This window comes from Herbiconiux liangxiaofengii (assembly GCF_041927335.1).
In the GTDB taxonomy this organism is placed as follows: Bacteria; Actinomycetota; Actinomycetes; order Actinomycetales; family Microbacteriaceae; genus Herbiconiux; species Herbiconiux liangxiaofengii.
Genome location: NZ_JBHFHD010000011.1, coordinates 224923 through 245935, shown reverse-complemented (window position 1 = coordinate 245935; position 21013 = coordinate 224923). Strand labels below are relative to the sequence as shown.

Annotated in this window: 20 protein-coding genes; 10 read left to right on the top strand and 10 right to left on the bottom strand. The window is 72.3% G+C overall.

The annotated features are described in order from the left end of the window. Window positions 1–21: 21 nt before the first annotated feature. From ACEXOR_RS13210 to ACEXOR_RS13200, 3 genes are read left to right on the top strand one after another with little or no spacing between them, the layout of a single operon-like run. Window positions 22–162, top strand: coding sequence for a hypothetical protein (locus tag ACEXOR_RS13210; RefSeq protein WP_374850131.1), 141 nt, complete (start codon window positions 22–24; stop codon window positions 160–162). A gap of 9 nt (window positions 163–171) precedes the next feature. Beyond that, window positions 172–1017 (top strand): helix-turn-helix transcriptional regulator, encoded by an 846-nt coding sequence (locus ACEXOR_RS13205; RefSeq protein ID WP_374850130.1) that lies wholly within the window; start codon window positions 172–174, stop codon window positions 1015–1017. A gap of 9 nt (window positions 1018–1026) precedes the next feature. Continuing rightward, on the top strand, window positions 1027–1635 hold the full coding sequence (locus tag ACEXOR_RS13200; protein ID WP_374850129.1) for a TetR/AcrR family transcriptional regulator: 609 nt from the start codon (window positions 1027–1029) through the stop codon (window positions 1633–1635). Window positions 1636–1657: 22 nt separating this feature from the next. Here ACEXOR_RS13200 and ACEXOR_RS13195 read toward each other — a convergent pair whose 3' ends face one another. Beyond that, window positions 1658–2743, bottom strand: coding sequence for a GlxA family transcriptional regulator (locus ACEXOR_RS13195; protein WP_374850127.1), 1086 nt, complete (start codon window positions 2741–2743; stop codon window positions 1658–1660). 215 nt (window positions 2744–2958) lie between these two features. Between ACEXOR_RS13195 and ACEXOR_RS13190 the strand changes: the two genes are divergently transcribed. The 4 genes from ACEXOR_RS13190 (at window position 2959) to ACEXOR_RS13175 (ending at window position 7147) form a co-directional block, all read left to right on the top strand. Next, complete coding sequence (locus ACEXOR_RS13190) at window positions 2959–3318, top strand: UBP-type zinc finger domain-containing protein (protein WP_374850126.1); 360 nt, start codon at window positions 2959–2961, stop codon at window positions 3316–3318. 140 nt (window positions 3319–3458) lie between these two features. Next, window positions 3459–4616, top strand: coding sequence for a PucR family transcriptional regulator (locus tag ACEXOR_RS13185; RefSeq protein WP_374850125.1), 1158 nt, complete (start codon window positions 3459–3461; stop codon window positions 4614–4616). 51 nt (window positions 4617–4667) lie between these two features. After that, a complete protein-coding gene (locus ACEXOR_RS13180) occupies window positions 4668–5912 on the top strand; it encodes an NAD(P)/FAD-dependent oxidoreductase (RefSeq protein WP_374850124.1) in 1245 nt (414 codons plus the stop codon). Next, window positions 5909–7147 carry an MFS transporter gene (locus ACEXOR_RS13175; protein WP_374850123.1) on the top strand — a complete coding sequence of 413 codons (1239 nt, stop codon included), beginning with the start codon at window positions 5909–5911 and terminating at the stop codon, window positions 7145–7147. The genes ACEXOR_RS13180 and ACEXOR_RS13175 overlap by 4 nt, the downstream gene beginning before the upstream one ends. Here ACEXOR_RS13175 and ACEXOR_RS13170 read toward each other — a convergent pair. Beyond that, a complete protein-coding gene (locus ACEXOR_RS13170; protein ID WP_374850122.1) occupies window positions 7135–8280 on the bottom strand; it encodes a zinc-ribbon domain-containing protein in 1146 nt (381 codons plus the stop codon). The two genes, ACEXOR_RS13175 and ACEXOR_RS13170, sit on opposite strands and share 13 nt — an antisense overlap. A 285-nt stretch (window positions 8281–8565) precedes the next feature. Here ACEXOR_RS13170 and ACEXOR_RS13165 point away from each other — a divergent pair, with 285 nt between their 5' ends. Together ACEXOR_RS13165 and ACEXOR_RS13160 are read left to right on the top strand one after the other, a co-directional pair. Continuing rightward, entirely contained in the window at window positions 8566–9267 is a 702-nt protein-coding gene (locus ACEXOR_RS13165) for a GIY-YIG nuclease family protein (protein WP_374850121.1), read from the top strand. Between the two features lie 104 nt (window positions 9268–9371). Further along, window positions 9372–10001 (top strand): DnaJ family domain-containing protein, encoded by a 630-nt coding sequence (locus ACEXOR_RS13160; protein WP_374850120.1) that lies wholly within the window; start codon window positions 9372–9374, stop codon window positions 9999–10001. Window positions 10002–10067: 66 nt separating this feature from the next. Here the strand turns inward: ACEXOR_RS13160 and ACEXOR_RS13155 are convergent, their stop codons facing one another. The 5 genes from ACEXOR_RS13155 to ACEXOR_RS13135 form a co-directional block, all read right to left on the bottom strand. Next, window positions 10068–11525 carry a hypothetical protein gene (locus ACEXOR_RS13155; RefSeq protein ID WP_374850119.1) on the bottom strand — a complete coding sequence of 486 codons (1458 nt, stop codon included), beginning with the start codon at window positions 11523–11525 and terminating at the stop codon, window positions 10068–10070. Further along, window positions 11525–12346 (bottom strand): TIGR03943 family putative permease subunit, encoded by an 822-nt coding sequence (locus ACEXOR_RS13150; RefSeq protein WP_374850118.1) that lies wholly within the window; start codon window positions 12344–12346, stop codon window positions 11525–11527. The genes ACEXOR_RS13155 and ACEXOR_RS13150 overlap by 1 nt, the downstream gene beginning before the upstream one ends. Then, window positions 12339–13388, bottom strand: coding sequence for a permease (locus ACEXOR_RS13145; RefSeq protein ID WP_374850117.1), 1050 nt, complete (start codon window positions 13386–13388; stop codon window positions 12339–12341). The genes ACEXOR_RS13150 and ACEXOR_RS13145 overlap by 8 nt, the downstream gene beginning before the upstream one ends. Before the next feature lie 59 nt (window positions 13389–13447). Next, entirely contained in the window at window positions 13448–15988 is a 2541-nt protein-coding gene (locus tag ACEXOR_RS13140; protein WP_374850116.1) for an acyltransferase family protein, read from the bottom strand. A gap of 110 nt (window positions 15989–16098) precedes the next feature. Further along, on the bottom strand, window positions 16099–17781 hold the full coding sequence (locus ACEXOR_RS13135; protein ID WP_374850115.1) for a CYTH and CHAD domain-containing protein: 1683 nt from the start codon (window positions 17779–17781) through the stop codon (window positions 16099–16101). A gap of 67 nt (window positions 17782–17848) precedes the next feature. Here ACEXOR_RS13135 and ACEXOR_RS13130 point away from each other — a divergent pair, with 67 nt between their 5' ends. Continuing rightward, window positions 17849–18739 (top strand): aminotransferase class IV, encoded by an 891-nt coding sequence (locus ACEXOR_RS13130; RefSeq protein WP_374850114.1) that lies wholly within the window; start codon window positions 17849–17851, stop codon window positions 18737–18739. A gap of 10 nt (window positions 18740–18749) precedes the next feature. On the opposite strand, the gene ACEXOR_RS13125 is transcribed toward ACEXOR_RS13130, so the two are convergent. The 3 genes from ACEXOR_RS13125 to ACEXOR_RS13115 form a co-directional block, all read right to left on the bottom strand. Further along, window positions 18750–19310 (bottom strand): LysM peptidoglycan-binding domain-containing protein, encoded by a 561-nt coding sequence (locus ACEXOR_RS13125; RefSeq protein WP_374850113.1) that lies wholly within the window; start codon window positions 19308–19310, stop codon window positions 18750–18752. Window positions 19311–19370: 60 nt separating this feature from the next. Next, window positions 19371–20336: an LLM class F420-dependent oxidoreductase gene (locus ACEXOR_RS13120; protein ID WP_374850112.1), complete on the bottom strand. Its 966-nt coding sequence runs from the start codon at window positions 20334–20336 to the stop codon at window positions 19371–19373. Window positions 20337–20430: 94 nt separating this feature from the next. Further along, window positions 20431–20982, bottom strand: a complete 552-nt coding sequence (locus ACEXOR_RS13115) for an MOSC domain-containing protein (RefSeq protein WP_374850111.1) — start codon at window positions 20980–20982, stop codon at window positions 20431–20433. Between the last annotated feature and the right edge of the window lie 31 nt (window positions 20983–21013).

Genomic DNA, 21013 nt, shown 5'->3' with positions numbered 1-21013 from the left:
CATGTCCGTAAACGCCGCAAAGTGGGCCTGAAACACACCAGCCCGGGCTCGCGCTCGATCGCGGGGTACGACACCATCGAAGTGAGCGGCCACCACCGCTCCGGCCACGGCGGCTCCGCCTCGGTGCGGTCGCCCTCCGACGGGCCGACGACGCGCGGGTGAGGAGACGATGTGAGCGATCGATCGCTTCTCGCCGAGTACCTGCGGGCTCGCCGCGATCTGGTGCAGCCGGAAGACGTGGGCCTGTACCGGGAGGCCGGCCGCCGGGTGTCAGGGCTCCGCCGGGAAGAGGTCGCCCGCCTCGCCGGGATCAGCTCGGAGTACTACCTCAGGCTCGAGCAGGGGCGCGACCACCAGCCCTCCGACCAGGTGCTCGGGGCACTCGCGCGGGCCCTCCAGCTCGACGACGACGGCCGCACCCATCTGATGAGGCTCGCCCGACCGGAATTCCTCCCTAGAGAGCGCTCTCCACGGGAGCCGGCCGAACCGGGATCCGAGGTGCTGGCGCTGATGGGTCAGTGGTCGCACACCGCCGCGTACGTGACCGACCGCAACCACGACGTGGTGGCCGCCAATCCGCTCGCCCGGGCCATGGCGCCCGGCTACTTCGAACCGGGCGTGAACCTGCTGACGGCCGTGTTCACCGAGGCGCCCCGCGAGCCCGACGAGGTGTGGCGGCCCACCGCCAGCACCCTGATCGCATCGTTGCGCTACCACGGCGATCCCTTCAGCCCCCGGTTGCAGCAGATCGTGGGCACCCTGGCGGTGGCCGACCGGGAGTTCCGCACCATGTGGAGCCGGCACGACGCGCATCCGCAGATCTCCGGTGTCTCCCCCACCTACGTCGACCCGGTGGGCTGGGTGCACTTCCGCTGGCAGACCCTCGAGATCCCGGGTGACACCGGCTACTTCCTCACCGTGTTCTACGCCGACCCCGGCACTCCGGCCGAGCTGGCCAACACCCTGCTGCGGCGGCGGGTCGAGGAGCAGTCACAGGCCGCCCGGGTGAGCCTGTAGCGTTGTGCCATGGCACGACCTCGCCGGTTCGACGAAGAGCGGCTCTTGGCGTGCGCTCTCGAGGCCTTCTGGCAGGGCGGTTACGACCGCACCTCCATCGATGACATCTCCTCCGAATCCGGCGTGGGCAACGGCAGCATCTACGCGGCCTACGGCAGCAAGCTGGGCCTGTTCCTGGCGGTCTTCTCGCGGTACTGCGACGGCCGGGTCGAACTCGTCGAACGGTCGCTGGGCGGCTCGAACGGCGCGCCGTTCAGCGAGGCGGTCGAACGCTACCTCGACGACGTGGTGAGCGACTGCACCTCGCACGACGACCGGCGGGGATGCCTCATGCTCAACAGCCTGGCCGATCTCACCGGTCGATTCCCCGAGGTGCTGGATCTCGCTCAGGCGAGCATCCGGCGCATGGAGGACGCCATGGCCGGTCGCGCCCGGCAGGCGGTCGACGCGGGCCGGCTCGACCTCGGCTCCGACCCGCGCGCGGCCGAGGCTCTCGGTGCGCATGTCGTGCTGGTGTCGCAGGGTCTCATTCAGCTCAGCCGCATCGGCATCGAGCCGTCACGGCTGCACGGGATCGCGGCCGCTGCCGCCGCCGCCATCCGCACGCGGGCCGCCTGAGATCTCGTCCAGGTCGCGGGTGTCAGGCGCTCGCGTGCTCGATCTCGTCCCGCAGGGGTGCGAGACGCCCGGCGGAGTCCAGGTCGAGCACTGCCGCCTCCGAGCCCGATTCCCGGTGCGCCGACCGGAAACGCCGCTGGTACTCCGACGGTGTCACCCCGAGGCGGGCCGTGAACGCGCGGCGCAGAGCGTCGGGTGAGCGGTAGCCCGCGTCGGCGGCGGCACGGGCGACGGATGCGCCCGACTCGAGGTAGCGGGTGGCGAGATCCAGGCGCATCGAGTTCACGTAGGCGGCCGGGGTGGTGCCGAATTCCTCCCGCATCACCCGGGCGAGGTGCCGCGGGCTCACGTTGGCGTGCGCCGCCAGATCGCGCATGCTGCTCGGTCTGGACGGATCGGCGGCGACGTACTCCGCGATCGCCCGGGCCACCGGGGTTCGGGGGGCAGACGCCCGGAGCGAGGCCGAGAACTGCGACTGCCCGCCCGAACGGCGCAGGTACACCAGGAGCAGCTGGGCCACCGCCCGGGCGTCGTCGGGCCCCAGATCGTCTTCGACGAGTGCGAGCGCCAGGTCGATGCCGGCCGCCACCCCCGCCGAGGTGAAGACGTTGCCGTCTTTGATGAAGATCGCGTCGGCCTCCACGGACACGTCGGGGTAGCCGGCCGCGAGCCGCTCGGTGAACTTCCAGTGGGTCACTGCGCGGCGTCCGTCCAGAAGGCCGAGAGCGGCGAGCCCGAAGGCTCCGCTGCAGATCGACGCGATCCGCTTCGAACGGGCCGCGAGCAGCGACACCGCCTCGAGCAGGGCGGGATCGGTGAACACCTCGAGCGCCCGCTCGCTGCCGGGCACGACGAGCGTGTCGAGTTCACCGGCCTCGGCCGCCGACACCGACACCCCCACCCGCATACCCATCGAGGTGGTGATGTCGCCGCCGTCGGGCGAGATCAGCACGATCTCGTAGCTGTCGATGCGCTGGTTCGCCTCGAGGAACACCTCGGCGGGCCCCACGAAGTCGAGGGTCTTGACCTGGTCGAAGACGAGCACGCCGATCCGGCGCCGCGGCGAGCGCCGCCCCCGGCCGGCTCCCCGTGTGGATGCGGCAATCACGTGTGCTCCTCGGGGCCGGCACCGTCTCGTCGCTCCTGGCGGATGACACGGGTTATGGAATGGTCACTCCATTAGAGCAGAATTCGGCTGCCGTGTCGTCTGCCCGGCTCGATCTTTCTCGACGATCGTCGGACATCTGCTCGACCGCGGCCCTTCCACCCGCCACGGCGGCGGCGTAGCGTCGAGGCGTCAGATCGATACGGGAGGGCCAGCGGATGACGCCAGCAGAGCAGACGATCGATCCCGATGTGGCGCCGAGCGGCACCGGATGCGTGGAGTGCGACGCGGAGGGCAGCTGGTGGGTCCACCTGCGGCGCTGCGCGCTCTGCGGGCACGTGGGCTGCTGCGACGACTCCTTGAACCGCCACGCGACCGGCCATTGGCAGCAGACCGGACATCCGGTGATGCAGAGCTTCGAGCCGGGTGAGGACTGGTTCTGGGACTACCGGAGCGAGGACTACACCGACGGGCCGCGACTGGCCGATCCGCAGAGTCACCCCGCGGCGCAGTCGGTGCCCGGCCCCGCCGATCGGCTGCCCGACGACTGGCAGGAGCAGTTGGCCGACGCCCGCTGACCCGGCGATGGCTGCGCTGACAGCCTCGCTCAGGGTGGTCTCCGGAGGGACCGTCAGAGTGGTAGCGGGAGGGACACGCGTCGGCGGGCCTGCCGTCTTTAGCCTGGGGCCATGACAACCGCCTCGACCTCCTGTTCGGCATGAAGCTGCAAGACGTCGTCGACGAACTCGCCGAGTCGATCGGCCGCTCCGTCGTCGTGAACGACCTGTCCTACCGGCCCCTCGCGGCAAGCGCCCAGGGCGACGAGATCGACCAGGTGCGCGCCACGAGTCTGCTGCAGCGTTCGACCCCGCACGAGTACCGCGAGTACCTCGAGGGGCTGCACGTCAACCAGGCCCGCCAGCCGATGACCATCCAGCTCACCCCGTTCGGCGGGCGCGAGCGGCTGGCGGTACCCATCCGCGACGACTCCGGCCCTCTGGCGGTGCTGTGGCTGATCACCGGTGGCCTGCCGCCGCTGACCGCCGGCGACTACACGGCCATCGAGGCTGCCGGGTCGCTGTTGCGGGGCATCCTGGCCACAGACTCCCCCGGTGAGGCCACGAGCCGCCCGGCGGTGCTGCGGCGACTGCTGTCGGCTGAACCCTCGACCAGGCGGCGGGCGTTCGCCGACGCCGTGGCGAAGCGGTGGATCGAGCGGGGTGCGGGCACCGTGGTGCGGGCGGTGACGGTGGACCCGCAGCTCTCCACGGTCGAGCGGGAGGCGTTCGGGCGGCATCTCGGTGCATCGCGCGCCCTGGGCGCCGCGTACCTCGGCGAGTGCGGCGAGGCGCTCGTGCTGGTGGGGCGCGACGGCGACCGGGGCCAGTTCGAGCAGGCGGTGGCCCGCGAGGCCGAGCGCTGCGGAGTGCGGGTGTCGGGTATCGGCACGGCGCACCACGATCGCACCGATGACGACCTGCAGGTGGCGGTCGACCAGGCCTGCACCGCGGCGGCCATCGTCTCCGCGCTGCCCCAGCTCGGGCCGGGGGCCGACATCACCGAGCTCGGTGCCTGGGCGCTGCTCACCTCCGTGATCGGCGACCGCCGCCAGCTCGCGACGTTCTCGCCCGCCGCGCACCTGCTCTGCGTAGAGGGCGACGAACTGCAGCGCACGACGGTGGAGACCTACCTCGACGTCTGCGGACACGTGCGCGAGGCCTGCGAGCTGCTGCACATCCATCGCACCACGCTCTACTACCGACTCGAGAACATGCCCGACGTGGTGCGCGCAGCGCTGGACGACGGGATGCAGCGGAGCACCCTCCACCTGTGCCTGAAGCTGCTGCGCTACTGGGAGGCGACCGGCAGGGCCTGACCCGCCGCCGCCACGCCACGCCACGAAGACCCACAGAAGGGAACCACCCCCGTGCCGCGTACCGTGCACCTCCTCGGGGAGCGCCGCAGCCGCGATGCCTACGCCATCCGCGACTTCCTGACCCGGAGCGTGGTCGACTTCACCTGGACCACGCTCGACACCGACGACGACTGCCGGCGCCTGCTGGGCGTGCCGCTCACCGAGGCGGGGCTGCCGGTGGTGGTACTCCCCGACGGCTCGAGGCTCAGCGATCCGAGTATCGCCGAGATCGCGGAAAGGCTCGGCTGGGTGACGGCGCCGAAACTGCAGGAGTACGACCTGTCGATCTACGGAGCCGGGCCGGCCGGCCTCTCCGCCGCGGTCTACGCCGCATCCGAGGGACTGAGGGTGGTGCTGATCGAGCGGGAGGCCGTGGGCGGGCAGGCGGGTTCGAGCAGCCTGATCGAGAACTACCTCGGCTTCCCGCACGGCATCGCCGGCGCCGACCTCGCCGAGCGGGCCCGCCAGCAGGCCGTCGACTTCGGGGCCGAACTGCTGATGATGCGGGAGGGCGTGCAGGGCGAGTTCCGAGACCACCGCATCCACGTGCGCCTGGCCGACGGCAGCACCCTCGCGGCCCGTTCGAACATCTGCGCCACCGGTGTCGAGTGGCGCCGACTCGGGCTCGACCGCGAGGACGACCTGCTCGGCCTCGGCGTGTACTACGGGGCCGGCACCTCCGAGGCACCCGACTGTGCGGGCGAGGAGGTGTTCGTGGTGGGCGGCGGAAACTCCGCCGGGCAGGCCGTGATGAACCTCTCGGCCCACGCCGCGCACGTGACGATGCTCGTGCGCGGCCCGAACCTCAGCGACACGCTCTCGCAGTACCTCGAGTCGAGGGTGCGGGTGCAGCCGAACGTCGACATCCGGCTCGACACCCGCATCACCGCCCTGCGCGGAGACGACTCGCTCGCCGGGCTGGCCCTGGAGAACACCCGCACGGGCGAGACGGAGGAGGTGGCGGCATCCCGGGTGTTCATCTGCATCGGCGGCAACCCCGACACGGAGTGGGCGGCGGCCACCCCGATCGTGCGAGACCGCCTCGGCTTCCTGGTGACGGGGCCCGATCTCGGGCCCGCCGATCTCGGGGCATGGCCGCTTGACCGGGCACCGTTCTATCTCGAGACCAGCGTTCCCGGTTCGTTCGCCGCCGGAGACGTGCGGCAGAACTCGGTGAAACGGGTGGCCTCGGCGGTGGGCGAGGGTGCGATGGCCGTCACCTTCGTGCACCGGTACCTGGCGGAGACCTTCGGATGAGCGCGACACCCGCATCCGTCGACACCGCTCGGCACCGTCGCGTCGGCCACGGGGCCGGCTTCTGGATCGTGGCCGTCACGTTCCTGCTGGTGATGGCCTATTCCACCGTGCCCACCCCCCTGTATCCGCTGTACGAGCAGCGCGACGGGTTTCCGCCGTTCGTGGTGACGGCGATCTTCGCGGCGTACGCGGTCGGTGTGATGGTGAGCCTCTACCTCGCCGGGCACGTGAGCGACTGGCTCGGCCGCCGGAGGGTGCTGCTGGTGGCGGTGCTCGTGTCGGCGCTGTCGGCGGTGCTGTTCCTGTTCTTCACCGAGGTGCCGGGGCTCCTCGTGGCGCGGTTCGTGAACGGGGCGAGCATCGGCATCCTGACCGCCACCGCCACCGCGCACCTGGGTGAGCTGCGGGCCCGGGCGAAACCCTCCGAGAACGCCATCGTGGCCGCCTCGGTGTCGGGGGCCGCGAACCTCGGCGGGCTCGCGCTGGGGCCGCTGATCGGTGGATTGTTCGCCGAGTTCCTGCCCGACCCGCTGATGCTGCCGCACCTGGTCTTCCTGGTGGTGCTGCTGGTCGCCGCGCTCGTGCTGCTGCTCGTGCCCGAGACCGTCGACGTGCCCACCGGCGATGACCGGCCGCGGTATCGGCCGCAGCGCCTCTCGGTGCCCGGAGGGTCGGGGCGGGCCTTCGCGGTGGCGGCGTTCGGCGCCTTCTCGGGGTTCGCGGTGTTCGGGCTGTTCTCCTCCCTCGCGCCCACGTTCCTCGTGGTGACCTTCGACTCGCCCGACCACCTGCTCGCCGGGGCGACCTCGTTCTCGGTGTTCGCGGCGGCGGCGGCCGGGCAGCTCGCGTTGGTGAAGCTCCGGATGCGCACCCAGCTCACGATCGCCGTGATCGGGTGCGGCACCGGCCTGCTCCTGGTGGCCGCGGGGGCTCTGCTGCCGGCGTTGGCGGTGTTCCTGATCGGTGGAGTGACGGCCGGGGTCGGTGTGGGGCTGCTGTTCAAGGGCGCCCTCGGCACGGCCGTGTCGCTGGCCGATCCGGCGCGGAAGGGCGAGACGCTGGCGCTGATCTTCCTGGTGGCGTACGCCGGGCTCGCGGTGCCGGCCCTCGGCGTGGGGGCGGCGCTGGCGGTGGTGTCGCCGATCGTGGCGCTGGTGGTGTTCGTGGGGCTGGTGTTCGTGGCGACGCTGGCAGCGGGACTGCTCATGCGGCGGCGGGCGGCTCAGCGCAGATAGGCGTTGACGAACAGGTCGCCGCGTGCCGCTCGCAGGCGCTCGATCAGCGCGTCGACGGCCTTGTCGGTCACCCCCGACGCCACCAGGTCGAACGGCCCGATCGGCTGAAGCCGGCCACAGCGCACGCGCACGACCTCCCAGCCGACGGCGCGGAGCATCCGGTCTTTTCGGCGGTCGGTCTGCTCGCGCGGGCCCACGTGCTCGAGCCCGAAGCGGCCCACCGTGTCGTACTCGATCGCCACGCGCAGCTCGGTGATCACGATATCGGGCCACACCTCGATGCGGCCGAAGAACGGCCGGTTCACGGCGACGGCGTTCGCCCGCTCGGGCGAGAGATCGAGGTCGAAGCGCGCGGCCAGCCGCTGCCGCAGATCGGCCTCGGCAGCCGAGGAGGTGCGCGGTGCCCGGGCGCTGTGGAAGGCCTCGCCCGGCCGTCGTCGCGGGTCGGTGCGCACGTCTTCGCTTGCCGACGCCGCCGCGCTGGTGACTGCGCCGTCTGTCGGGCTCGGGCTCGGGCTCGGGCTCGGTCTCGGGGCGACCGAGGGTGGCGCCGGATGCTGGAGCTCCTGCGGCGCTCCAGCCGTTCGCTCCGGCCGGACGACGACGGGTACGGCGAACGGCACCTCGGCGAGGCGCACGATCCCGCCCGTGCTGCGCCGCGGAGCGGTGGTCGTTCGCGCCCGCCGGACTGCACCCGCACCCGCCCTGGCCGGCGCCGGAGTGCCCGGCCGACGAGACGTTCCGTGCGGCGCACCCGCCTCGGGCTCCGGTTCACGGCGGGGCTCCGGCGGAACGTGGGGCGCCATCGGAGCGAGGCGCACCCGCGTGGGGGCCGCGAGCTCGGAGCACACCGGGCACCACACCGAACGGCGGCGCACACCGCCCGGCCGCGAGCGCTGCTCGGCGGGAGTGGCCACGAAGACGTGGCCGGTGTCGCACTGCCAGGTGAGGTACACGTCGGCGGCCGGCGGCACCTGGGTGAGGGTGATCTCGCGGTTGAGATCGGGGTGGTACTGGTGCACGAGAACCGGGAACTGGGCCCAGTCGTCACGGAACGTACCCACGGCGTACGGCACCTCGCGCTCCTTCGAGCGCTGGCGCCGCGCCCACCAGGCGTCGATGCTCTCCGGCACGACCCGCACTCCTCCCTCACAGTTCCTGACGGCCGAGTGGCCGCCCCGCGGTCACGCTATCGGCCCCCACCGACGCCGGGCCCCCGATGTGGGCCCCGAGACTCGGCCCCCGCGACTCTGCCCCCGCGGCCCCCGGCGACTCTGCCCCCGCGGCTCGCCCGGCCGCCAGCGCCCCGCGCCCGAGCCGACGGCCACGCGCACGGATTCGGCGCACCGACCGCCAGGCAGCCACGGCGGCGCGATGCCGTGTCGGAGGCACCTCGTACAGTCGCCCACGAGGTGATCATGACCGACCGCACCACTCCAGCCGAACACCCGGCGCCCGCACGCGCGGAGACCCGCGCGACGGAACCCGGGGAGTTCCCCGGAACGGGCATCCGCTGCGGAGCCCTCGCACCCGAGCCGACGGCCTCGCACACGGATGCCGCCCACCGACCGCCTGACAGCGCCGGCGGCGGGCAACGGTGCGCGAAGCCCGCCGATGCGGCCGCGGGGTTGGGGTTGTGCGAAGAGCATCTGCTGCTCGCCGCGGAGTGGACGGCGGGGCGCGTGGGGGTCACGGACGTGCTGCCCTCACCCTGCCTCGCCTGCGGGTCGCGGCTGGGCGTGCGGTACCCGTCGGGGTGGCTGTGCGCCGCGTGCGAGTGGCGGCACGGCGAGCACCCCGACCCGGATGCGCGGCCCGTGCGCGTCGACGTGGTCTACTACATCCGGTCGCGGGGCCGCATCAAGATCGGTACCTCGGCCAACCCGCGGTCCAGACTCGCGCAGCTGCATTACGAGGAGCTGCTCGCGTTCGAGCGCGGCGACCGCCGGCTCGAACAGCAACGGCACGCCGAGTTCGCCGAGCAGCGGGCCGGGCGGGAGTGGTTCTTCGAGCATCCGGAGCTGTTGGCCCACATCGACGTGCTCCGGGGCGGCGCCCCCGACCCCTGGGATCAGCACCGCCGCTGGCTCAGCGCTGCCGCCGCCCTCGCGGGCCGCTGACCGTCCGCCCACCCGGCGTCGACCGTCGAGCCGTCGCAATCCGCCCTTCCGCCCGCGTGAAAGGGCGGATTGCGACGGCTCGGCGGCCTACGCTGGAACCAACCGTGAACGACGAGAACCAGCCAGCCGCCGAGCGGGTCGCCGACCCGCGACTGAAGGCCGCCCGCTACCGGGCCGGCGGCACCGGCAACGAGAGCGGCGTCGACGACACGGATGCCGCCGACGCCGGCCGCCCCACGATGCAGCAGCGGGCCCACTTCGTCGAGATCCAGATCCAGCAGGCCATGCTGCGCGGCGACTTCGACGATCTGCCGGGCGCCGGCAGACCCCTGACGGGCTTGGGGCGGAGCTACCACCCCGACTGGTGGATCCGCCAGAAGATCGAACGCGAACGGCTCACCGGGCTGGGCCCACCCGCGCTCACGCTGCGCACCGAGGACGCCGAGCTCGGCGACCGCATCGACGCCGAGCATTCCGAGCAGGCCGTGCGAGACCTGCTGAACGACTTCAACCGCCGGGTGGTGGAGGCCCGCCGCCAGCTGCAGGGCGGGCCGCCGGTGGTCACCGGCACCCGCGACGTCGACGCCGAGGTGGCCGCCTGGCGCAACCGCCGCGAGGCCCGGGTGCGCGCCGCCCGCGAGGCCCGGGAGCTCGACGACGCCCGCATCGCCGCCCTGCCCTGGCGCGAACGTCGACGCGCCCTCAAAGACCGCCGCAGCCGCGCGGGCTGGTGACCGGCCGCCACCCGAGGCCTGCCTGCCGGTGCGCGAGAGCCGCCGGCGAAGCCGCATCCGTCGCCCCTACTCGCACCAGTCGGGCTGGAACCCCGGCACGCCCCGCGTGACCGCCCCGTCGACCACGCGCACGAAGTAGGTGGTCATGTCGGAGTACCCCGGCAGGGCGTACCCGTCGCCCACGGCCGACGCGCCGATGGTCTCCACCGCCAGGTACTGCCCGTTCGGCGACACGCAGAAGCCCCGGATGCGCGACCCGGCAGCCGCCGGCCGGTACAGCTCGCGCGTGGCGGAACCGTCGGCGTAGAGGATGACCGAGCTCTGCGCGGCCGACCCCGAGGAGTAGTCGACCTCGTCGTACTGCCGCACGGTGGCCCCGTTCGCGAGCGTCGCCACCGCCGACGGGTACAGCGCCGGGTCGACCTCGGGCACGGGCTGGGTCAGCGGCTCCACGGCGCCGGTGCCCAGGTCGATGGTGGAGGTGCCCGCCGGGTCGGCCACCACGAGCTTGAGCCCCCCGGCGAGGAAGTCGCGCATCTCGACGTGCCGCCCGAGCGGGGTGGGCCCGGCCGAACCGAGCGGGTCGATCAGGTACAACTGCTGGTCGGTGCTCTGAGCCACGAGCGCCGAGCTGCCGGGCACGAACTGCCAGTCCACCACCCTGAGCGGCGCCCCGTCGAACCCGGTCACCTCCTTCGCCTTGCCGCTGGCGTCGAGGGGGTCGAACGTGAACAGGGTGTTCTGGTACGTCCGACCGGTCGAATCCGTGCCGCCGTTCACCGTGTAGCCGAACAACCCCGCCGTGGTCGAGGCGTGCAGGTTCTGGATGCGCCCACCGGGCGGGGTGAACACCGTCGCCGGCGTCGCGCCCGCCTGCGACACGGCGAGCGTGCTCGCACCCTGATCGTCCAGCAGCACCACCGCGAAGGCGTCGCCGGCCACGGCGTACTGCTGGATGCGGGGCGCCTCGAACACCACCTCGCTGCTCGACCCGGCGGCCGTCGACAGCCCGGAGCGGAGGATCTGGTCGGTGGGCTTGTCGGAACCGGCTGCCGCTCCCCCGCGGCGCAGCAGGCTGTATACGTCGACGTCGGGCGTGGTGAACCGGTAGTCAAGCGAGCCGCTCAGACCGGTCGACGACCCCTGCACCCCGCCCACCCGAACCTCGTAGTCGGTGGCGTAGTCGAGAATTCCTCCGAAGGTGACCGTCACGTCGGCACCCGAACTCTCGACCGTGAAAGGAGCCTCCGGTGTCACACTCACCTGCGCCGTGTCGACGGGCTCGAGCGCCTGATCGGCGTGCAGCACCAGCCGCTGTTCGGGGCGGGTGATGGTGGCCGCGAGGTTCACCGAGCCGGCGTCGAGCTTCGGGCCTCGCAGCACCGCCGCGGTGCCGAGGCCGGCCGCCGCGAGGGCGAGCACGGCGAGGGTGGCGATCACCGCTCGGTCGAAGCGCCGCATCCGGATGCGCCCACGCCGGGTGGTGGCCGGCCTCAGGTTCTCGTTCTGGGACTCGCGCGGCATCAGTACACGTACGGCTCTGACGGCTGCGCCACGGCCTCGATCGAGGCCGGCTCGAACACGATGGCCTGTTTGCTCGTGGTGCTGGGGTTCGGTGCGAAACCGCCGCTGGCGGTCACCCAGGAGTCGACGGCGTAGGTGCTCTGCCAGCCCGGCAGGTACACCGGCACGCCCACGGGCTGGGCGTCGACGGCACAGCAGGTCACCACGAACCGGGCCACGTAGAACACGTCGTCGGGAGCGTCTGGGTCGGGAGTGACGAAGCCCGTGAGAGTCGCCGTCTTGCCCGCGAAGTAGTCCTGGCCGGCGCCCTGACGCAGCAGCGAGGCCCAGTCCTTGATGGTGAACGACGCCGTGTCGCTGCCCACGAGGTTCTCGGTGGCGCCCGTGTCGGTGACGGCGGCCGAGGCGTTGAGGTCGCGCTGGTCGACGGTGGCGGTGGTGAGGGTGGCGGGCGGCACCACGAGCAGGGCGACGGTGGTGCCCACCACGACGAGCGCGGCGGCGCCGGCCCAGAGGAGGTCGCGGCGTCGCCGCGGCGCATCCGGAGCAGCAGTCGACAGGGGCGCGGCGTGCGCGTGCGGTTCGCCGTCGTGCTCGGGTTCGTGGGCGTGGTCGTGATCGGCGTCGGTCGACGTCGGCACGATGGCGAAGGCCGCGAGCACCATCACCCCGGCGATCACGGCCATGATCACCGTGAACTCGTAGTACCGCGGGTGGATGTAGAGGCCCAGCTGACCGGTGGCCGCGAGCCACACGATGGCCACGATCCCGATCAGGCTGAGCAGGATGCCGCGCCAGCGGGTGAGAAGTCGATCACGCAAGAAGGTTCACTCCGAATCCGAGGGCGAGGGAGGCCAGGGCGACCACGGCGACGAGCCGCACCAGCGCGCCGGTGGTGAAGGTGGTGCGCAGCAGCGTGATCATCTTCACGTCGACCATGGCGCCGAACACGAGGAACGCCACCACGCCGCCGGGCAGGAAGGTCGACCCGAAGGCCAGGATGAAGAACGCGTCGACGTTCGAGCAGATGGCGATCACGAACGCCAGCACCATCAGCGCGAGCACCGACCAGATCGGGTTGCTGCCGAGCGCGGTGAGCACGTCGCGCGAGAGCCCCACCTGGATGGCGCCCGCGATGGCCGAACCCACGATGAGGGCCGGCAGCATGGTCGAGGTCTCCTCGGTGAAGGCCACCACGGCCCGGCGGAACCGGGCCACCTGTCCGGCCCGGCCGTGCTCGTGCCCTGGCTGCTCGTCGCCGATGCGGCACGCCTCCTCGAAGGCGGGTGTCAGCAGCAGCTCCGGCTGGGGATGCCGGCTGAACAGCCAGCCCACGAGGTTCGCGATCACGAAACCGCCGGCGATCCGGCCGATCAGGATGCCGTCGTTCCAGCCGAAGGCCTGGTACGTGGTGACGATGGTGACGGGGTTGAGGATGGGCGCGGCGAGCAGGAAGGTCATCGCCTCCGGAACGCTGAAGCCCTTCATCATGAACCCGCGCGCCAGCGGCACGTTGCCGCACTCGCACACGGGCAGCAGCACGCCCACGAGCGAGATGGTCACGCGGCGCAGGGCCGGGTTCCGCGGCATGATGCGGTGGATCACCCGGTCGGGAACCCAGAACCGCACCACCACCGAGATCAGGATGCCCAGGAACACGAATGGCAGCGACTCGATCACCACGCTCACCGAGAGCGTCACGAAATCCCGGATGCGGTCGGGCACCGCATCCGCGCTCCACGAGGCCGACACCAGCCGCAGCACCAGCAGTGCGGCGGCCAGCACGGCTCCCACCACGAGGCCGCGCAGCGCATACCGCGGCCGCGGACGACGCGTGGTCGGGGCCAGGAGGTCGCTCGTCACAACACGACAGCGTAGGGCAGGGCCGCGGCCCGACCCTGGGAACAGGCCGCCGTCGCGGGTTACATCAGGCCCTGGGCGGCCAGCTCCCAGCGGATCGACGAGGCCACGCGCACCGCGTACTCGGGGGTCATGTGCACCTCGTCGTAGCGCGTGGGAACGGTGCCGGCGAAAGCCGGGCAGTAGCCCTGAACGCAGGTGAAGCCGAGCGAGCTCACCACGTGGTCGCCCGTGCCCGAGCCGGCGACCGCCGCCTGGAACGACTTCTGGAAGTCGTTCCAGGTCTGGTCGATGCCCACGTTGCAGTCCTGCGGGCTCTTCACCGGCGAGTAGCAGGTGCCGAGATCGGCACCGAGAGGCGGCGGAGCCAGGTACACGATGCGGCCGGCGGCGTCGTAGTGCGAGGCCTGCGCCATCGTGGACGCGACCAGGTCGTTCACCGTGAGCGGTTTGCGGTCGGCTCCGTTGCCGAGGGCGTAGGCGTTGGAGACGACCACCAGCTGCGGAGAGTCGCTCGCGATCTGTGCGGCGACGTCGGCCTTGCGCTGTGGGCAGGCGTCCATCACACCGGAGCCGTCGTTCTGCACCAGCACGTCGGTGAATCGGCAGCCGTAGAGCCCGACCGCCGTCACCTTCCACTGGCCGTGGCTCTGCTCGGCGATCTCCTTGAAGGCCGGCGCGTAGGCGAGCGCCGTGGAGTCGCCCACGAGGTAGAGATGGTTCGGGGCGTTGCCGTCACCCCAGGTGCAGCGCCCGAAGTCGGGCGTGCCGCCCACCTCGAAGCAGCCCTTGGCCGGGTTGCGGCTCGAGGTCTCCGAGATGGCGGCATCCATCGAGGGCGAGAGGTTCGAGGGCCACTCGGCGGCCGACGCGGCCGCCCAGAGGTCGGCCTGAATGGCGTCTTCGGGGTTCGCCGTGGGTTGTCCGTCGTCGGTCTCCGGGCCTGAGTCCCCGCCGAGTCCCGCCGCCGGAACCCCCTGGGGCACCTCGATGGCCAGCGGCCCGTCGCCCTTGACCGAGAGCTGAACCGTCACCGCGACCACCACGACGATCGCCACCAGCCCGAGCCCTGCCAGCAGGAACTGCGCGCTGAAGCGTTCCCGCCACTCGGCCCAGGCCCGCCGACGGGCGTCGCCCAGCGTCTCGACCGGCGACGCACTCGCGGCGTTCCTCCCCTCACCCGCCGAGGCGCCCGGCCGCACCCCCGCACCGAAGCGCGTCCCGCCGGTCGCGGCCTCCGCCCGAGCGCCGGGAGCACTCGACGCCGCGGCCTCGGCGCGCGCTTTCGCGCGGGCCGCCTCGGCGGCGAGTGCCTTGGCGCGCGTGCGGTCGGAGATCGCCGCCGGCGCCCGCACCCCCGAGGGAACAGCCACCGGGCGTGCGCCCCGGCTCCCCTCGCCCATGGGACTCGGCACCGGCTCGGGCTCAGGCCGGGGCCGGGGCTGGGGCTGGGGTTCAACCTCAGCCTCACCTTCACGTTCACGTTCACGTTCACGCCCAGTCTCACGCCCGGCTTCCGGCGGCGCGAGCAACTCGCGCCCGCGCAGCCAGGGCGAGCGGTGCAGCGGCTGCTCGATCAGGAAGTACGACACCAGCGCCACCGCGAGGGTGGTGCCGAGGATGACGGCGGTGACCGCAGGCGTCTGTTCCGGCAGCAGCAGCAGGGTGAACACCAGCACCGGGAAATGCCAGAGGTACAGCGAGTACGACAGGTCGCCGACGAAGCCCGCCACCGGGTTGGTCAGCGGGAACAGCCAGGGCTGCCGCCCGCCGACACCGGCCGCGATCACCGCCCCTGTCGCGAGCACGGCGGGCGCCGCCCAGGGGCCGGGGAACGCGAACGACGAGTCGACCAGCAGCAGCGAGGCCACGATGCCCGCGAGCCCCGCCCAGCCGAGCACGAACCGCACCGCGACGGGCAGGCGCATCACGAGGGGCGCCGCCACCGCCAGGAGCCCGCCGAAGGCCAGCTCCCACACCCGGGTGAGGGTGGAGAAATAAGCCACCGCGGGAGTCTCGGCGCTCTGCCACAGCGCGAACCCGAACGAGGCGGCCCCCAGCATGCCCAGCGCCACACCGAGGAGGACCCGGCGACGCATCGGCGATGCCCGACGGCCCACGACGCCCAGCAACAGCACCACGAGCAGCGGCCAGACCAGGTAGAACTGCTCCTCCACCGACAGCGACCAGAAGTGCTGCAGGGGTGAGACCGCGTCCTGGGCCTGGAAGTAGTCGGTGCCCTCGACGGCGAACCGCCAGTTCGACACGAAGAAGAACGCCGACACCGCATCCCACACCGTCGACCAGAACCGTGGCTGGTTGAACAGCAGCCACGCGGTGGCGCAGGTGACGACGAGCACCGTCACCGCGGCCGGCGCGATGCGCCGCATCCGCATCGCGTAGAACCGGCGCATCGAGGGCCGGCCGTCGGCAGAACGACCGGTGTCGCGGATGAGCAGGCCCGTGATGAGGAACCCGGAGATCACGAAGAACACGTCGACGCCCGCGAAACCGCCGAGTGGCCATCCGATGACGTGGTCGAGGATGACGGCGATCACAGCGAGTGCGCGCAGGCCCTGGATGTCGAGTCGGCGCGAGGTCATGGCTCAGAAATCCTAGCGCCGGAGAGCGCTCTCCGATGACACGACCTCGACAGCTGTCTGCCCTCGCTGGAGCCACCCGCCGATCCCTCGCCCAGGAGTCGGACGGCCCCTCACAGCGTCCGTTTCAGCGCCCGCCGTGCCGCCTCGGCCACCTCGAGCGCCTGCCGGGCCTGATCCAGCGACCGCTGGTAGAGCACGCCGTACGTGAACGAGCTCTCACCGGCCGCGTCGGCCCGCCGCGAGGTGAGCAGCACGAACTCGGCGAACAAGGACGCGTCGCGATGGAGTCCGAGTGCATCCTGCAGCTCTTCGGCATGCTCGCTCAGCGTGCGGGCCGACGAACCGAGCACGGCCCCCGCGCCCGTCGACGAGAACTCCGCCGCGTGCCGCAGCCGTCGTGCCGCCTTGCGCGAATCGTGCAGCGCACCGGCCGATCCGGCAGCCTCCGCGAGGTCGGCGCTCCCGGCGTCGACGAGATCGTCGGCCGGAACCGACCGGGCCAGCGCCCGACGGCCGGCTTTCCGCAGCGCTCGCTTCGCCTCCTTCTTCGGCGACAGAGCGGCCTCCGAGGCGGTGGGGTCGGCCCAGGCGCCCGCGCCGGTGAGTTCCTCCAGCGAGTCGAGCAGACCGAAGTAGACCGGCTGGCCCATCGCGCGGAGCAGACGCCCGTGCGCCTCGGCGTGCTCGGCCCGGGTGTCCTCAACGAGGCGACGCTCCGCATCCGGGTCGTCGACACCGCGTTCGGCGGCGAGATCGTCGAGGGCGTGGGCCGCCCAGGCCGCCCGCACCTCGAGATCGCGCACCTCGCCGAGCACCGCCCCGAACCGCGAGAGCGAATCCCGCAGCCCGTCGACGGCGGTGGCCTCGAACAGGGCGCGATGGATCGACAGAGCCGAACGGATGCGACGCATCGTGGTGCGGAACCGGTGCAACGCGTCGGCCTCGTCGTCGCGCACGGCCGGGTCGAGCACGATCAACCGCTCCACGAGCTCGGCGAGACCCTGTCGCACCGCGGCGGTGGCGGGCGGATCGGCAGCCGTCACGTCGACGCGTCCCGCACCCGTGGAGGCGCCGTCGCCGGAAGACGGCACCTCGGCTCCCAGCCCGGTGCGCCCCAGCGCCTGCGCCAGCTTCGAGACGCTCGGCGAGACGGTCGCGCCGGCCTCCAGCAGCCGTGCCTCGATGGCGTCGAGCAGGGCTGCGCGCCCCTCGGCGGTGTCGGGAGCGGCCTCGCCCAGCTCGGCCTCCCACTCGTGCCACAGCCGGGTGGTGCCCTCGCGCGCATCCGTCGCCCGCACCGCGTCGTCGGCGATCTCGGCCACGAGGCGCCCGTCGCCGTCGCGCAGCTCGGTCACCCGGCGGGTGGTCAGCACCTGCGCGAGCGGGGTGAGTGAACGCCCGCGAACGTGCACGCGAACCGCCTCGACGACGTCGTGGGGCACCTCGTGCGGCGCACTCCCGGCGACACCGTCGGCGGCCGGGCCCGCTGACCCATCCGCATCGGCCGCGTGATCGAGCGGCCACTGCAGCTCGGTGCGCCCCTCGACGGCCGGCAGCTTCACGTGCCACCCCGCGTCGTGGCCGCCTTCCCGGCGCCGGAGCGCGATGCGCCGCCGAGCCAGGGCCAGCTCCGCCGTGTCGAAGTACACCGCCTCGAGCGTGTAGGGCTCCAGCGTCACGACGCTCTCCACCCTCACCCCCGAGGCCGCTCCCACGCCGGCGAGGTCGGGCAGCGACCGCTCCCCCTCCACGGCGTACTTGCGTTCGATCTCTGTCTGACTGGTTCGGGCCATTGGTCCGGTCTACCCCTTCACGGCGAGTTCCGCTTCCGCGGTGGGGGATGCGGAGCACACTGAAGGCGTGTCCGTCCCTGTTCTCATTCTGGTCAACCAACCCGTCTCGCACGAGTCCGAGCCGAGAACGGATGCCCCCACCCCCGCCTTCGTGCAAGCCGACGCCCGGCTGCCGCACCTGAGCGTGCTCGACCTCGGGGCCACCCGGGGCGACGGCGTGTTCGAGACGGTGATGGTGGCGGCCGGATCGGCTCCCGCCATCGACGCGCACCTGGATCGCTTCGCGGAGTCGGCCCGCCTGCTCGACCTGCCGGCGCCCGACCGGTCGGTGTGGCAGGCGGCGTTCGCCGCGGCCGTGGCCGCGCTTCCGCTCGTCGACGTGCTGGCGGTGAAGCTCGTGCTCACCCGCGGCATCGAGGGTGAGGACTCCCCCACGGGCTGGATCGTGGCGCGGCCCGGCCGCGACTTCACCCGCGAGCGCTCCGAGGGTGTGCGGGTGGTGACGCTGGACCGCGGCTACCGGCACGACGTGGCAGCCACCTCGCCGTGGCTGCTGCAGGGCGCGAAGACGCTCTCGTACGCCGTCAACACGGCTGCGCTGCGCGAGGCCGCGCGCCGGGGTGCCGACGACGTGGTGTTCACCAGCTCCGACGGCTTCGTGCTCGAGGCGCCCACCGCGAGCGTGCTGCTGCGCGAGGGCGACCGCTTCTCCACGCCGAGCGCCGACCTCGGCATCCTGCCCGGCACCACCCAGCGCCGGGCGTTCGCGTTCCTGAACGAACTCGGTTTCGAGACCGACTCGGTGCGGCTGCGCACGAGCGAGCTGCACCGGGCCGACTCGCTCTGGCTGGTGTCGAGCATCCGCCGCGCCGTGCCCGTGGTCTCCCTCGACGGCGAGCCGAAGCGGATCGACCACGACCTCACCGCCCGCCTGAACGCCTACCTCGCCGCCCACTGAGGTACCAGGGTCAGCAGCCGGCGCCCACCTGCTCCGTGGGCAGCGGCCAGCGGATGTCGAGCACGTCGCCGGGCTGCAGCTCCAGCGGGTCGGAGCACGGGAAGTTCACGCGCACCACGTCTTCGGTCTGCAGCTGGAAGCGCGAGGCGATGGCGAGCACCTGGTCGCCCTTCTGCACCACGTAGCTGTACTCGTAGCCGTTCACCTGGGTGGCCGGTCCGACGGCGAACTCCTGCGCACCCGAGTCGGAGACCACCGGGGTGTTCGGGGTGTTGCCGCCGTCGGTCTCGCCACCCATCTCGTTGGGAGCGGTGGGAGGCAGGGGCGGCGGCGGGGCGGGCTCGGGAGCCGGCTCGGCCTCGGCCGTGGGGGTGGGCGGCGTGGGGGTGGGCGGCGGGGTCGGGGTCGGGGTGGTGGTCATGGTCACCGTGACCGTCGGTGCCGGTTCCGGTTGCTCGAGCAACCCGCACCCGGCGAGCGCCGCCGCCACGCCCACCGCCACCGCGACGACCACCGCTCTCCGGCGCAGAGTCGCACCGGCGACCGGCCGCGGGTCATCGAGGTTCTGCACGCCCCGAAACTAGCGCCGAACCGCTTGGGACTTCCACTCCCAGCGGCGGCCTCGTCGGAGTCAGAGGGCGCGGAGCTTCTCCAGCAGCGGCCCGGCGGCCTCGGCCAGGAACTCGTCCTGCCCCTCGTCGCCCACCTGCACGAGCGCGACGTCGGTGAAGCCGGCGTCGATGAAGGCCCGGAAGCTCTCGGCGATCTCGTCGAGGTCGGGGCCGCAGGGGATCGACCCGGCCACGTCGTCGGGACGCACGAACTGGCTGGCCCCGGCGAAGCCGGCCGGGGTGGGCAGATCGGCGTTCACCGACCAGCCGCCGCCGAACCAGCGGAACTGCTCGTGCGCCTTCTCGATGGCCGCCTGCTTGTCGCGACCCCAGCAGATCGGGATCTGCCCGATCGAGCGCGACGGCTTGCCGGCCGCCTCGGTCCAGCCCTGCACGAGCGAGGCATCCGGGTCGGTCGCCACCAGGTGGTCGCCGAGCGGGGCGAACCGGGCGATCGACTTCTCCCCCGAGACGGCCAGGGCGAGCGGCACGCCGCCTTCCGGCACATCCCAGATGCGGGCCGAGTCGACCCGGAAGTAGTCTCCCTCCCACGTGGTCAGTTCACCGGTGTGCAGTTCCCGGATGATGTGGATCGCCTCCTCGAGCATGTCCTGCCTCACCGACACCGCCGGCCATCCCTCGCCCACCACGTGCTCGTTCAGGTTCTCGCCCGAACCGAGCCCGAGGATGAAGCGGTCGTCGGAGAGCAGCTGCAGCGTCGCCGCCTTCTGTGCCACCACGGCGGGGTGGTACCGGATGGTGGGGCAGGTGACGTAGGTGGCCAGTTCCACCCGGGAGGTGGCCTGGGCCACGGCGCCCAGCACCGTCCAGGCGTACGGGGCGTGTCCCTGCTCGGTGAGCCAGGGCGAGTAGTGATCGCTGGAGACCTCGAAGTCGAAGCCCACCTCTTCGGCGGCGACCGCATATCGCACGAGGTCTTTCGGGCCGCTCTGCTCGGTCATCAGCGTGTAGCCGAAGCGCACCATGTCGTGTCTCCTGTTCAGCGGGGTCGGCGGGGTCGACGAATTGCTTCCACGCTGCCACCACCCGGCAGAACCCGCACCGGCCCCGTGGGGCCGATCACACGAGCGTGGGCTGCCAGCCGACGGATGCGCGGGTACGCAGCACGGCCGGCCCGAGCCGCAGCACGCCGCCCGTCAGCGGCTCGGCGCGCACCCCGCCGCGGCCGCGCAGCGCCTTGTGCGCGCCCTCGGCCAGCACCACGTTCATCCAGCCGCAGGGGCTCGCGGCCCGGTGGCCGAGGAACTGCACCGGCCCGTCGCCGGAGTCGAGGGTGAACTCCTGGCCCGTGAGCGCGTCGACGTCGACGCCCCGCAGCAGGATGTTGCGCCGGGGAGCCGCGAGCGGGAACGGTTCGGCCTCGCCGAGCACCTCCTGCACGTGGTCGAGCGACTCGGCCGCCATCACCGTCACGGCCGAGGTGCGGTGGGCGACCCGGCCGAAGAAGCGGTCGCCCACCACACCGAGTCCGGCCCGCAGCTCGATCCACTCCCGCGATTCGGGCTCGGCCGGCGCCGGCACCGGGCCGTCGCTCGGGCGCCCCTCGTAGCGATGCATCGGTGAGGCGAGCAGATGCACGATCTGCACCTCGTAGGCGGGCTCGTTCTCCATCGCGCCAGGTTACCGGCGACCGGCCTGCTCC